General features: G+C 61.4%; 13 protein-coding genes. 8 read left to right on the top strand and 5 right to left on the bottom strand.

Annotation, left to right across the window (positions count from 1 at the left end; translation table 11 throughout):
* Window positions 1-25: 25 nt before the first annotated feature.
* Window positions 26-1,579, top strand: coding sequence for a S1C family serine protease (locus HWE17_RS06070; protein WP_255206130.1), 1,554 nt, complete (start codon window positions 26-28; stop codon window positions 1,577-1,579).
* A 56-nt stretch (window positions 1,580-1,635) separates the two neighbouring features.
* On the opposite strand, the gene HWE17_RS06065 is transcribed toward HWE17_RS06070, so the two are convergent.
* From HWE17_RS06065 to yjgA, 3 genes are all read right to left on the bottom strand, one after another.
* On the bottom strand, window positions 1,636-2,304 hold the full coding sequence (locus HWE17_RS06065; protein ID WP_176388157.1) for an alpha/beta hydrolase: 669 nt from the start codon (window positions 2,302-2,304) through the stop codon (window positions 1,636-1,638).
* Window positions 2,301-2,930, bottom strand: coding sequence for a molybdopterin adenylyltransferase (gene mog / locus HWE17_RS06060; protein ID WP_035822340.1), 630 nt, complete (start codon window positions 2,928-2,930; stop codon window positions 2,301-2,303). Before mog ends, HWE17_RS06065 begins: the two co-directional genes overlap by 4 nt.
* A 91-nt stretch (window positions 2,931-3,021) precedes the next feature.
* Window positions 3,022-3,621, bottom strand: coding sequence for a ribosome biogenesis factor YjgA (yjgA, locus tag HWE17_RS06055; RefSeq protein ID WP_034746337.1), 600 nt, complete (start codon window positions 3,619-3,621; stop codon window positions 3,022-3,024).
* 92 nt (window positions 3,622-3,713) lie between these two features.
* Here yjgA and pmbA point away from each other — a divergent pair, with 92 nt between their 5' ends.
* Window positions 3,714-5,066, top strand: a complete 1,353-nt coding sequence (gene pmbA / locus HWE17_RS06050) for a metalloprotease PmbA (RefSeq protein WP_176388156.1) — start codon at window positions 3,714-3,716, stop codon at window positions 5,064-5,066.
* Between the two features lie 128 nt (window positions 5,067-5,194).
* Here the strand turns inward: pmbA and HWE17_RS06045 are convergent, their stop codons facing one another.
* On the bottom strand, window positions 5,195-6,319 hold the full coding sequence (locus HWE17_RS06045) for a M14-type cytosolic carboxypeptidase (RefSeq protein WP_035822333.1): 1,125 nt from the start codon (window positions 6,317-6,319) through the stop codon (window positions 5,195-5,197).
* 140 nt (window positions 6,320-6,459) lie between these two features.
* On the opposite strand from HWE17_RS06045, the gene HWE17_RS06040 reads away from it, so the two are divergent.
* Window positions 6,460-6,714, top strand: a complete 255-nt coding sequence (locus tag HWE17_RS06040) for a hypothetical protein (protein ID WP_035822331.1) — start codon at window positions 6,460-6,462, stop codon at window positions 6,712-6,714.
* A 110-nt stretch (window positions 6,715-6,824) separates the two neighbouring features.
* Here the strand turns inward: HWE17_RS06040 and paaX are convergent, their stop codons facing one another.
* Window positions 6,825-7,754, bottom strand: coding sequence for a phenylacetic acid degradation operon negative regulatory protein PaaX (gene paaX, locus HWE17_RS06035; RefSeq protein ID WP_176388155.1), 930 nt, complete (start codon window positions 7,752-7,754; stop codon window positions 6,825-6,827).
* Between the two features lie 267 nt (window positions 7,755-8,021).
* Here paaX and paaA point away from each other — a divergent pair, with 267 nt between their 5' ends.
* The 5 genes from paaA to paaE form a co-directional block, all read left to right on the top strand.
* The gene (paaA, locus tag HWE17_RS06030; protein WP_058048221.1) at window positions 8,022-9,011 is read left to right on the top strand and encodes a 1,2-phenylacetyl-CoA epoxidase subunit PaaA; all 990 of its coding nucleotides are present in this window, start codon (window positions 8,022-8,024) and stop codon (window positions 9,009-9,011) included.
* Between the two features lie 28 nt (window positions 9,012-9,039).
* Window positions 9,040-9,324, top strand: a complete 285-nt coding sequence (paaB, locus tag HWE17_RS06025) for a 1,2-phenylacetyl-CoA epoxidase subunit PaaB (RefSeq protein ID WP_034746356.1) — start codon at window positions 9,040-9,042, stop codon at window positions 9,322-9,324.
* Window positions 9,324-10,091, top strand: coding sequence for a 1,2-phenylacetyl-CoA epoxidase subunit PaaC (gene paaC / locus HWE17_RS06020; RefSeq protein WP_255206129.1), 768 nt, complete (start codon window positions 9,324-9,326; stop codon window positions 10,089-10,091). The genes paaB and paaC overlap by 1 nt, the downstream gene beginning before the upstream one ends.
* A complete protein-coding gene (gene paaD / locus HWE17_RS06015) occupies window positions 10,091-10,636 on the top strand; it encodes a 1,2-phenylacetyl-CoA epoxidase subunit PaaD (RefSeq protein WP_176388154.1) in 546 nt (181 codons plus the stop codon). The genes paaC and paaD overlap by 1 nt, the downstream gene beginning before the upstream one ends.
* Before the next feature lie 40 nt (window positions 10,637-10,676).
* On the top strand, window positions 10,677-11,748 hold a 1,072-nt coding region (gene paaE / locus HWE17_RS06010; protein ID WP_176388153.1), incomplete at its 3' end, for a 1,2-phenylacetyl-CoA epoxidase subunit PaaE.

The raw sequence follows: 11,748 nt of genomic DNA, 5'->3' as shown, positions 1-11,748 counted from the left end.
TTCCCTTCCATTGCCAACAAGCTCAATGAAAACTCGTCCGTGTTCCACCCTGATGGGCCGCGCCTTCCTGGCGCTGGCCCTTTCTTTTTGCCCCTTGATGACGGTGCGTGCACTTGCCGCCGAGACGGCCGCCAGCGCCAGTGCTTCCGCCCTGGAAAACTCCGTCGTCAAGGTGTTTTCCACCCTGCGCGGGCCGGACCCCTATAAACCCTGGAGCAAGGCCGCGCCGCAAGAGGTGACGGGTTCCGGCGTCGTCATCGAAGGCCGCCGCATCCTCACCAATGCGCACGTGGTCGGCTATGCCAGCCAGGTGCAGATCCAGGCCAATGGCGCCGGCGACAAGATCCCGGCGACCGTGCTGGCCATCTCGCGCGGCATGGATCTGGCCTTGCTGAAAATCGACGACGACAGTTTTTTCGCCAGCCACAAAGCCGTGCCACGCGCCAATGTGTTGCCCGACGTGCGCGATGCCGTGCTGGCATATGGCTATCCGACGGGCGGCACCTCATTGTCGATCACCAAGGGCATCGTCTCGCGCATCGAATTCGTGCGCTACAACTTCCCCGTCTCCGGCCTGCGCATCCAGATCGATGCGGCCATCAACCCGGGCAATAGCGGCGGCCCCGTGATTGCCGGCGACAAGATGATTGGCCTGGCCTTTGCCGGCATGCTCAATGCGCAAAACATCGGCTACATCATCCCCAACGAGGAAATCGAGCTGTTCCTGCGCGACCAGGACAGTGGCGCGCCCAAGGGCAAGCCGGCCATGCGCGACGTGACGCAAACGCTGGAAAACCCGGCGCTGCGCACCTATCTGAAGCTGGCCAAGGGTGTTGAGGGCGCCGTTGTGATGTCGCCGGCCAGCAAGGATGCGGCCTATCCGCTCAAGGAGTGGGATGTCATCACGCATATCGGCGATTTTCCCATCGACAACCAGGGCATGGTCAAGCTGAATGCCAACAGCCGTGTGCGCTTCCAGTACCGGGTGCAGCAGCTGGCGAAAGACGGCGAACTGCCGCTGACGGTGGTGCGCCAGGGCGCGCCCCTGAAAATCAAGGTGCCCGTCTCGGCCGCGCATCCGATGCTGATCGCCGGCCTGCAGGGCAATTACCCATCCTATTTCATCTTTGGCCCGATGGTGTTTTCGCGCGCCACGACGGAATTCATGGCGGCGCCGAATGGCAACCCGGCGATCCTGGGCGGCATGGCGTTTGCCGGCAATCCGCTGGCTACGCGGCGCGGCGATGCGCCCGATAGCGAGCGCGACGAACTGGTGGTGATCGCCGCACCCTTCTTCCCGCACAAGCTGATGAATGGCTACAGTACCCGTTTCTTCTCGGTCGTCGATTCCGTCAATGGCGTGCACGTGCGCAGCCTGGCGCACCTGGTGGCCTTGCTGCGCGACCAGACGGATGAGCTGCTGACGTTCCGCTTCCAGCAGCGCGATGCGGAAATGGTCGTCGTGCCGCGCAAGGACATGCTGGCGGCGACGGAATCGATACTGACGGACAATGGCATCCGTTCGGAAGCGTCGCCCGACATGCTGAAAATCTGGAACGAAAAAACGCCGGCGAACTGATCGTTCCCGGCGTTTCGCAAGGCAACAGGCGCGGCGCACACCGCGCCTGTTTTATTTTATGCCAGCACTTTTTTCAGCCACGCGCCGATGGCGTCGATCTCTTCCTGGCACAGCGAGTGCTGCATCATGTACTCGTGCCATTCCACCTTGTAACCCATGCCGGTGAGCAAGTCGCGCGACTGCTGTGCGCGGCCGACCGGTACCACGGGGTCGGCCGTGCCGTGCGCCATGAAGATCGGCGTTTCCAGGCTGGCCGGGGTGCGTTCGGCCGCCGTCTTGTCGGCCAGCGGCAGATAGCCGGACAGGCACATCAGGCCAGCCAGCGGTTCCGCGTGGCGCAAGCCCGTTTGCAAGGTCATGGCGCAGCCTTGCGAGAAACCGGCCAGGATGATGCGGCTGGCGAGAATGCCGCGCGCCTTTTCGCGCGCGATCAGCGCTTCAATTTGGGCTTGCGAGGCGCGCAGTCCACCCTCATCTTCGCGTCGCACCAGGTCGTTTTCGCGGATGTCATACCAGGCGCGCATCACGTAGCCGTTGTTGATGGTGACGGGCATGGTGCCCGCGCTGGGGAAAATGAAACGGATGGCGGGACAGCCGCGCAAATCGAGTTCTTTCACCAGGGGCACGAAGTCGTTGCCGTCGGCGCCCAGGCCGTGCATCCAGATGATGGAGACGGTGGGATTCGGTGCGCTGTCAAGTTCTATGGTTTCCAGCAAGGTGCTCATGTGTTTTCCTCAGGTAAAGGTTGCGCCGGACGCAGCGCCGATTTGGGACGGAAGGCCTTGCAGATGGCCGGATCGGTTTCCATGTAGGGACCGCCGATGAGGTCGATGCAATATGGCACGGCGGCAAAGATGCCGTTGACCAGTTGCACGCCGTCGGCATCTTTCAAGCCTTCCAGGGTTTCCTTGATGGCTTTCGGCTGGCCCGGCAAGTTCATGATCAGGGCGGCGCGCTCGGGCGTCTCGCGGATCACGGCCACCTGGCGCGACAGGATCGCCGTCGGCACGAATTGCAGGCTGATCTGGCGCATCTGTTCGCCGAAACCGGGCATTTCCTTGGTTCCCACGGACAAGGTGGCGTCCGGCGTCACATCGCGCCGCGCCGGGCCCGTGCCGCCCGTCGTCAGTATCAAATGGCAGTGGCTCAGGTCGACCATGTCGATCAGGGTGTTTTCAATCTGCGAGCGCTCGTCCGGGATCAAACGCTTTTCCAGGCGGAATGGCGTGCGGATGGCGGCGGACAGCCAGCTTTCCAGGGCCGGGATGCCCAGGTCTTCATACACGCCGCCGCTGGCGCGGTCCGAGATCGACACGAGGCCGATAATCAATTCGTCTTCTATCGTGGTCATGGGGCACCTGTTTATGTCGTAAAAAAACCGGGCTGATCCCGGTTTTTAGCTACTTTCGGGGTCAGACCCGCCGGGTCTGACCCCAGTTTTTTTACTCGTCGTCTTCGCCTTCAACGTCATCTTCGTCGGCATCTTTCTTGCCGCCGTTTTTCTTCTTGGCGATCTCTTTCAAGATCTGGAAGATTTCACGGTAGGCTTTTGGCGGCTTGTTCTCGGCCTGCTCCTTGCGGGCATTGCGAATCAGGGTGCGCAGGTGCTGCACGTCCAGTTCCGGGTTTTCCGACAGCAAGACGGTCAACGCCTTGTCATCCGTCAACAGCTTGTCGCGGCGGCGTTCCATCGCGTGCATATTGGCCGTGTCGGCTTTCGACAAGCCTTTCCAGCTATCGATGGTGCGTTGGATGGCGGCAACTTCTTCCTCATCCAGGGTGCGCATCTTCTTGCCCACGTATTGCAGCTGGCGGCGGCGGCCTTCGTGATCCTTGATTTGCTGGCATTCGAGAATGGCGTCGCGCACGTCTTCCGGCATCGGGACGCGCTTGACGCGGTCACGTGCCTCATTGACGAGTTCTTCGCCCAGCTTTTGCAGGACGGTCATCTGGCGTTTGAGTTCCGACTTCGAAGGACGTTCATATTCCTGTTCGAATTCGGTCGATTGGAAGCCGCAAGCTCCCCGGTTTGGATTTGGCATGATAAGGCGGGATTGGCCGCGTAGGCCGCACCTGTAAACTGTAAACGACTGCTATGATAACCTTTTTAGCGGCTTTCCGAAGAAAACAGCGCATGAACGACTCCGTATTTACCCATAGTCAAGAGCAATTGCAGCAACTGGCCCGTGATGTGTTGTCTTTTGCGCGAGAAGCGGGCGGCACCGACGCTGCCGTCGAAGTCAGCGAAGGCGGTGGCCTGTCCGTTTCTGTACGAAAAGGCAAGATCGAGACGATCGAGAAAAACAAGGACAAGGGCATGGGCGTGACCGTGTTTGTCGGCAAGAAGCGCGGCAATGCCAGCACTTCCGACTTTTCGCCGTCCGCCCTGCGCGCCACGGTGGACGCCGCCTATAACATCGCTCGCTTCACGGCCGAGGACGATTGCGCCGGCCTGGCCGACGCCGACATGCTGGAAATGTCCCCCCGCGACTTGCAACTATTCTATCCTTGGCGCATTTCCACCGAGGAAGCCGTCGTGCTGGCCCAGCGGGCCGAAGCGGCCGCGTTCGCCGTCGACCCGCGCATCACCAACAGCGAGGGCGCCAGCGTGCACGTGCAGCAATCGCACTTTGTATCCGCCAATTCGCGCGGCTTCATCGGCGGCTACCCATTCTCTCGCCACACCCTGTCCGTGGCGCCCATCGCCGGCAAGGGCGCCAAGATGCAGCGCGACGACTGGTATTCATCCGTGCGCGACGCCGCCAAAATGGCTAGCCCGGAAGCCATCGGCCGCTACGCCGCCGAGCGCGCCCTGTCGCGCCTGAACGCGCGCAAACTGGGCACGCGTACTTGCCCCGTGCTGTTCGAAGCGCCGCTGGCGGCCGGTTTGCTCGGTACTTATGTGCAAGCGACTTCGGGCGGCGCCCTGTACCGCAAGTCCACGTTCCTGAACGATTCCTTGGGCACGCAAGTGCTGCCCTCGCACGTGCAGATATTTGAGGACCCGCACGTGATCGGCGGCGTTGGTTCGGCCCCGTTCGATGAAGAGGGCGTCAAGACCGTCAGCCGCGACGTCGTCAAGGATGGCGTGGTGCAAGGCTATTTCCTGTCGACTTACACGGCCCGCAAGCTGGGCATGCAGACGACGGGCAACGCGGGCGGTTCGCACAATCTGTACCTGACCTCGAAGCTGACGGCCGCCAGCGACGATTTTAGCGCCATGCTGAGAAAGCTGGGCACGGGCTTGCTGGTGACGGAATTGATGGGGCAAGGAACCAATTACGTGACGGGCGACTATTCGCGCGGCGCCTCCGGTTTCTGGGTGGAAAATGGCGTCATCCAATACCCGGTGGAAGAAATTACCATCGCCGGCAACATGAAGGACATGCTGCGCAACATCGTGGCCGTGGGTGCCGACGCCTTGCGCCGCGGTACCAAAGAGACGGGTTCCATCCTTATCGAGAGCATGGTGGTGGCGGGCGGCTGAGGCGCAAGCGGTTCGATGCCAGACGGCAGCTGCTGCCTCGGCACGCTTCCCAAACGCTGGCCGCGCGGGCAAAAAAATGCCCCGGCGAGCGGGGCATGGGATCAAGCGGGCCGGCTCGGCCCTGGCGCTCAGGCGCGCAAGGTGGACAGGATAGGCTGCAGCACGGCCGCGCCCAGGGCGGCGCTGCGGGCGCCGCTCCAGCCCGTTTGCGGGTCGGGATCGTTGGCATTGTCCTTGAACGGCAGTTCCAGGGTCAGCGACAGGCAGCCGAAGGCGTGCGTGATGTGGGGCGAACCCATGGTCAGCACTTCCGGCGTGAACGGGCCGTCTTCGTAGCCGTGCTCATCCTGGAAGTCGGGGCTGGCCACCTTGAAGTCGGCGATGAAGCGGTCTTGCTCGGCTTTTTGTGCTGGCGTGAAATTTTCCAGCGCATCGCTGCCAGCCACGAATACATACGGCAGACCTTCGTCGCCATGCACGTCGAGGAACAGGTCGCAGCCGATTTCATGCATTTTCTGTTTCACCAGGAACACTTCCGGGCTGCGTTCCATCGTTGGCGTCATCCATTCGCGGTTCAGGTTGGCGCCGGCCGCGTTGGTGCGCAGGTTGCCATGCACGGAACCGTCCGGGTTCATGTTCGGCACCACGTAGAAGACGGCGTCTTGCAGGCATTGGCGGGCAAACGGATTGGCCTGGTCCAGCAAGGCTTCGAGCATGCCTTCGACAAACCATTCGGCCATCGTCTCGCCTGGATGCTGACGCGCGATGACCCAGACTTTTTTCTCGGCATCGGCGTCGCCGACCACCAGCAGGTTCATGTCGCGGCCTTCCACGGTGCTGCCCAGGTCGATCAGGCGCACCAGCGGCGACGCTTGCGCGCTGTCGATCAGGGCCAGGTGGCGGTCCCATGGATACGGTTCGAAGTAGGCGTAGTACACGCTTTCTTCTTCGGGTGTATGTTCGATCGTCATCACGGTGCCGTCAAAGCTGGTCGGTACGCGGAACCAGGTTTCGCGGTCGTAGCTGGCGACAGCCTGGTAATCTTTCCAGCCGTCCGGGTAGGCCGACTTGCCGGCATTCATGAAGCGGATCGTGCACGCCTCGCCTTGCGCGCCTTGCAGGCGGAAGTAAAACCACTGCGTGATGTCGGCGTGGGAATCCTTGCGGATGTTCAGCTCGATGGAGTGGGCATCGTCGGCGCGCAGCACCTCGATCGCGCCGGCGTCGAATTGCTGGCTGATTTTAATGGTCATGTGTGTTCCTGATAAAAACGTATGGGTTTTGCATCGTGTGCAATGGCGCGATGATACCCGTTTTAGCGGCGCCTTTGTGCTGGCGCAAACGACGGCGGACGTGCTTTGCTAACGTGGAAGCTCCGACACGGGAGATCATCATGGACGACAACGGCAAACACATACGCGAACTGGAAAAGAAAGTTAGCGCCCTCAGCGACGCCCTGGCGCACCTGGGCAAGGGCACGACCTTGCAGGAATTGCTGCGCATCATACGTTTCCCCGGCTATACGACGCCGGCCGAATACACCTTCAACGTCGCCATCCTCGACACCATGCTGGTGCAGGCCAATGCGCTGGAAAAGCTGGGGCAGGATTTGCTGGCTGGTGCCAAGCAAGTAGTGGTGAAACAGTGAGCAGACAGTAACTTATTCCTGAACGCCTGAAAAATGTTCAGGGCAAGGCGCAGGGTCGCAGGCAGTACGAACGTACGCCCAGGCCCTGCAACGCCGCCATGGACGTTTTGTCAGGTGTTCAGACCGCCAAATCGTTCGTAGAACCACGGCTCGACAGATGCCGCCTGCTCATCCTCGCGCCGCAATGTGGCCAGTATATGTTCCTCGGCAGCCGCATACGTGATGCGGTACAGGTCGCGTGCCAGTGCATAGGCTTGCGTGCCGGGCCACGGTTCGGGCAGCAGCTCGACGGGCAGTTGCGGGTCGTGCAATTGCACGCGGCGGTAGGCGTGCGTCAGCAGGGAGCGGATGACGAACGCCTGCTCCGCATCGAACACGGGTTCTTCCTGCAGCAGGGTCAGCAGGGGCTGGAAGCTGGCGATGAATTTTGCGTAGCCGGCCATCACTTCCGACAAGTCCCAGCAATCGCCCACCATGTCGCGCAGGGGACGCGTGCTGACGCCCGGCAATTCCGTGGTGTGGCAAACATACAGCTTGCCCTGCACCTCGTTGCGCACGAGGATATCTTCCAGCGCCTCCGCATTGCTGGCCGGGTGGCCAAAGATGCCGGGAGAAATCAAACCATAGCCGGCCCACAATAATTCCTTGCGCAGTGCCCCCCGCTCGGCGGCGCCGATGCTGCCGGCCGGCCCGATCACCAGGGTCCAGCTGCCATCCCAGTGCACGATCAGCGGCGCATAGATGCGGCGGTAGGCGCGTTCGAAGCGGGCCAGCGCTTCCGGGCGTATCGTATAGGCACTGCGGCGGCCGTCGCGCTGCGAGCTGAGCCAGCCTTCCTGCGCCAAGCGGAACACGCTGGTGCGCAATAGCCGGTCATTGACGCCGAATGGCGCCAGCAGTTCGATCAGGCTGCCCAGCCAGATGGCGCCGCCGCGCGGCACGATGGCGTCGCCAAAGATGGTCATCACCAGGGACTTCGAGCGCGGTGGGTCGCTTTCCAGGAAATCGGCTATCCATGCCGTGCAGCGGGTGTTCTTCATGTGGTTCCGGTCTGGCCGTGTTGCGGTCGAATCAATAAAAGCAGCAGTTTACTTGGCTGCGCGGGTAGCGCGGCAATAATTTGCCGGAAGCGCGGGTGGCGCTTCGTAATGTTTTCTCATAAGCAATATCATACGCACAAAAACCCCGCACAAGATACGAAATTTTAAAATGATTCATATCAAGTGTATGCAAATCGTTTTTTGTATCGTATTATCTGTTCATCGCACCGCGTTGCTGCGCAAAATCAAAGACATGGGAGACAGATCATGTACGCACAAATGGTTGAAACCGGCCTCAAGAACGTCCGTTCCCTCGACGACATGGGCCAGGAAGAGCGCGCTTTCCAGGCGCGCATCGACGAAGGCATCAAGATCGAGGCCAAGGACTGGATGCCGGACGCCTACCGCAAGACCCTGATCCGCCAGATTTCGCAGCACGCGCACTCGGAAATCGTCGGCCAATTGCCCGAAGGTAACTGGGTCACGCGCGCGCCGACCCTGAAACGCAAGTCCATCCTGCTGGCGAAGATCCAGGACGAAGCGGGGCATGGCCTGTACCTGTACAGCGCTGCGGAAACCCTGGGCGTGTCGCGCGACGACTTGCTGGCCGCCTTGCACTCGGGCAAAGCCAAGTATTCCAGCATCTTTAACTATCCGACCCTGTCGTGGGCCGACATGGGCGCCATCGGCTGGCTGGTCGACGGTTCGGCCATCATCAACCAGATTCCCCTGTGCCGCTGCTCCTACGGTCCGTATGCGCGCGCCATGATTCGCGTCTGCAAGGAAGAGTCGTTCCATGCGCGCCAGGGCTACGACATCATGATGTCGCTGTGCAAGGGCACGCCCGCGCAAAAAGCCATGGCGCAGGATGCCTTGAACCGCTGGTGGTGGCCTTCGCTGATGATGTTCGGCCCGTCCGACGCCGCCTCCGTCAACAGCGCCCAGTCGGCGCAATGGCGCATCAAGCTGTTCTCGAACGATGAATTGCGCCAGCGCATGGTCGACCAGACCGTGCCGCAAATCGAATACCTGGGCTTGACCGTGCCCGATCCCGACCTGAAATTCAATGCGGAAACGGGCCACTATGAATTCGGCGAGATCGACTGGTCCGAGTTCAACAACGTCTTGAAGGGCAATGGCCCGTGCAACCGCGAACGCCTGCAAACGCGCGTCAAAGCGTACGAAGACGGCGCATGGTTCCGCGATGCCTTGGTCGCGTATGCAGACAAGCAAGCTGCTAACAAAGCGGCAGCGTAAATACATAAGACAGATAGGGGATAGCAACATGAGCAAAGAATGGCCATTGTGGGAAGTTTTCATCCGCAGCCAGCACGGCCTGGCGCACAAGCATGTGGGCAGCCTGCACGCTTCCGACGCCACCATGGCGGTCAACCATGCGCGCGACGTCTACACGCGCCGCAATGAAGGCGTGAGCATCTGGGTGGTGCGCGCGGCCGACATCGTCGCCAGCAGCCCCGGCGACAAGGGCGCCCTGTTCGAGCCGTCGAACAGCAAGGTGTACCGCCATCCCACCTTCTTCCCGATGCCGGAAGAAGTCAAGAACCTGTGATGGGAGCGCCTGCAATGGACGACAAGGTCAATTATCTTTTTCGCCTGGGCGACAACGCCCTGATCCTCAGCCAGCAGCTGTCGCAGCTGTGCGGCAAGGGGCCGGCGCTGGAAGAAGACATGGCGCTGACCAACGTGGCGCTGGACTTGCTGGGTCAGACGCGTTTGTGGTTCAGCTATGCGGCCGAACTGGAAAACGCGGGCCGCGACGAGGACGACATCGCCTTTTTGCGCGACGCCCACGACTTCAAGAACTGCCTGCTGGTCGAACAGCCGAACGGCAATTACGCCGACACCATGATGCGCCAGTTCTTCTTCGACAGCTGGCACTACTTCCAGCTGCTGGAACTGACGAAATCGACGGATGCGCGCATCGTCGAAGTGGCGCAAAAATCGATCAAGGAAGTGACCTATCACTTGCGCCGCAGCGGCGACCTGATCGTGCGCCTCGGCGATGGCACGGCGGACAGCCACGCGAAAGCGCAGGCCGCCGCCGACCAGCTGTGGATGTACACGGGCGAGATGTTCACGTATGACGCCGTCGACCAGGCCATGGTCGCCGCCGGCATCGCGCCGCCATCGGACGTGCTGCGCCGCGCTTTCCTGGAACACGTGGCCGAGATTTTCGCCGAAGCCACCTTGACCATGCCGGCGCCCGACGCCTGGATGCAAAAGGGCGGCAAGCAGGGCACGCACACGGAGCACCTGGGTTTTATCCTGGCCGAGATGCAGTTCCTGCAGCGCGCCTATCCCGGGGCGGAGTGGTAATGAACACGGCCGCTGGCGCCGCGGCGCTGGACGCCGCCCAGGTCTGGGCCTGGCTCGGCGACGTGCCGGACCCGGAAATCCCCGTCATTTCGGTGGTGGACCTGGGCATCGTGCGCGCCGTCGACGTGGTCAGCAGCGAAGAGTGCATCGTGACGATCACGCCCACGTATTCGGGCTGCCCGGCCATGCAGGTGATCGCCGACGCCGTCACGGAAGCCCTGCGCAGCCACGGTGTGGCCAAGGTGACCCTGGTGAACCAGCTGGCGCCCGCGTGGACCACGGACTGGATGAGCGAAGAAGGCAAGGCCAAGCTGAAAGGCTATGGCATCGCCCCGCCGCAGCAGCAGGTGATCGACATCAGCGGCCTTGGTAGAGGAACAGCGGGTGGCGTCAAGCGTCAGCCCATGCCGAAGCTGGACGTGATCTGCCCGAACTGCGGCTCGACGCATACGCAGCTGACCAGCCAGTTCGGCTCCACACCGTGCAAGGCCCTGTACAAATGCATCGATTGCCGCGAACCGTTTGACTACTTCAAGTGCCACTAAAAAAATCAGGCACACGTTCCGAAGAAACTGGAGATGAAGCATGAGTAAATTTTATCCGCTGTGCGTGGCCAACGTGCGCAACGAAACGCGCGACACCATCGCCGTCACGTTCGACGTGCCTGCCGAGCTGCAGCAGCAGTTCCGCTTCCAGCAGGGCCAGCACCTGACCCTGCGCGCCAATATCAATGCGGAAGACGTGCGCCGCTCGTATTCCATCTGTTCCGCGGTGCAGGACGGCACCCTGCGCGTGGCCATCAAGCGCACGCCGGGCGGAGCATTTTCGACCTGGGCGAACGACACCCTGAAGGCCGGCGCCACCATCGAAGTGATGCCACCCATGGGCCACTTCAATGTGCCGCTCGACTGCGTCAACCGCAAGCACTACCTGGCGTTCGCGGCCGGCAGCGGTATCACGCCCATCCTCTCCATCATCAAGACAACATTGCTGACGGAACCACTGAGCCGCTTCACCCTGTTCTACGGTAACCGCGCCTCGTCATCCGTCATCTTCAAGGAAGAATTGACGGACTTGAAGGATGTGTACCTGGAGCGTTTGAACCTCGTCTACGTGATGAGCCGCGAGCAGCAGGATATCGAATTGTTCAACGGCCGCATCACGCAGGAAAAATGCGAGCAATTCCTGCAGCACTGGATCAAGGTCGAAGACTACGACAACGCCTTCATCTGCGGCCCGGAAGACATGATGCTGGGCGTCTCCGCCGCCCTGCAGGCGGCCGGCATGCCCAAGCAGAATATCAAGATCGAACTGTTCGCCGCCAGCATCCCGAAAAATGCCCACAAGCCGCGCGCCCAGCTGGCCGCCGATACTGTGCAGGAAACGGAAGTGACCGTCATCATGGACGGCAACCACACCACCTTCACGATGGACAAGGACAAGGAATCCCTCCTCGACGCGGGCCTGCGCGCCGGGCTGGACATGCGCTATTCGTGCAAGGGCGGCGTATGCTCGACTTGCCGCTGCAAGATCCTCGACGGCAAAGTCGAAATGGACGTCAACTACGCGCTGGAAGACTACGAAGTGGCGCGCGGTTTCGTCCTCAGTTGCCAGAGTTTTCCTCTCACAGACAAGGTCGTGGTCGACTTCGACCAGG

The organism is Janthinobacterium sp. BJB401, from assembly GCF_013372745.1.
Taxonomy (GTDB): domain Bacteria; phylum Pseudomonadota; class Gammaproteobacteria; order Burkholderiales; family Burkholderiaceae_D; genus Janthinobacterium; species Janthinobacterium rivuli.
Note: the sequence above shows the minus strand (reverse complement) of the source record. Positions and strands in the feature narration are given on the sequence as shown.

What these genes read in the sequence shown, in the direction of transcription:
- HWE17_RS06045 (WP_035822333.1), bottom strand. Translation starts at nt 6,319, where the DNA reads ATGACCATTAAAATCAGCCAGCAATTCGACGCCGGCGCGATCGAGGTG.
- paaA (WP_058048221.1), top strand. Translation starts at nt 8,022, where the DNA reads ATGTACGCACAAATGGTTGAAACCGGCCTCAAGAACGTCCGTTCCCTC.
- paaB (WP_034746356.1), top strand. Translation starts at nt 9,040, where the DNA reads ATGAGCAAAGAATGGCCATTGTGGGAAGTTTTCATCCGCAGCCAGCAC.
- HWE17_RS06070 (WP_255206130.1), top strand. Translation starts at nt 26, where the DNA reads ATGAAAACTCGTCCGTGTTCCACCCTGATGGGCCGCGCCTTCCTGGCG.
- HWE17_RS06040 (WP_035822331.1), top strand. Translation starts at nt 6,460, where the DNA reads ATGGACGACAACGGCAAACACATACGCGAACTGGAAAAGAAAGTTAGC.
- HWE17_RS06065 (WP_176388157.1), bottom strand. Translation starts at nt 2,304, where the DNA reads ATGAGCACCTTGCTGGAAACCATAGAACTTGACAGCGCACCGAATCCC.
- paaX (WP_176388155.1), bottom strand. Translation starts at nt 7,754, where the DNA reads ATGAAGAACACCCGCTGCACGGCATGGATAGCCGATTTCCTGGAAAGC.
- pmbA (WP_176388156.1), top strand. Translation starts at nt 3,714, where the DNA reads ATGAACGACTCCGTATTTACCCATAGTCAAGAGCAATTGCAGCAACTG.
- paaD (WP_176388154.1), top strand. Translation starts at nt 10,091, where the DNA reads ATGAACACGGCCGCTGGCGCCGCGGCGCTGGACGCCGCCCAGGTCTGG.
- paaC (WP_255206129.1), top strand. Translation starts at nt 9,324, where the DNA reads ATGGGAGCGCCTGCAATGGACGACAAGGTCAATTATCTTTTTCGCCTG.
- yjgA (WP_034746337.1), bottom strand. Translation starts at nt 3,621, where the DNA reads ATGCCAAATCCAAACCGGGGAGCTTGCGGCTTCCAATCGACCGAATTC.
- mog (WP_035822340.1), bottom strand. Translation starts at nt 2,930, where the DNA reads ATGACCACGATAGAAGACGAATTGATTATCGGCCTCGTGTCGATCTCG.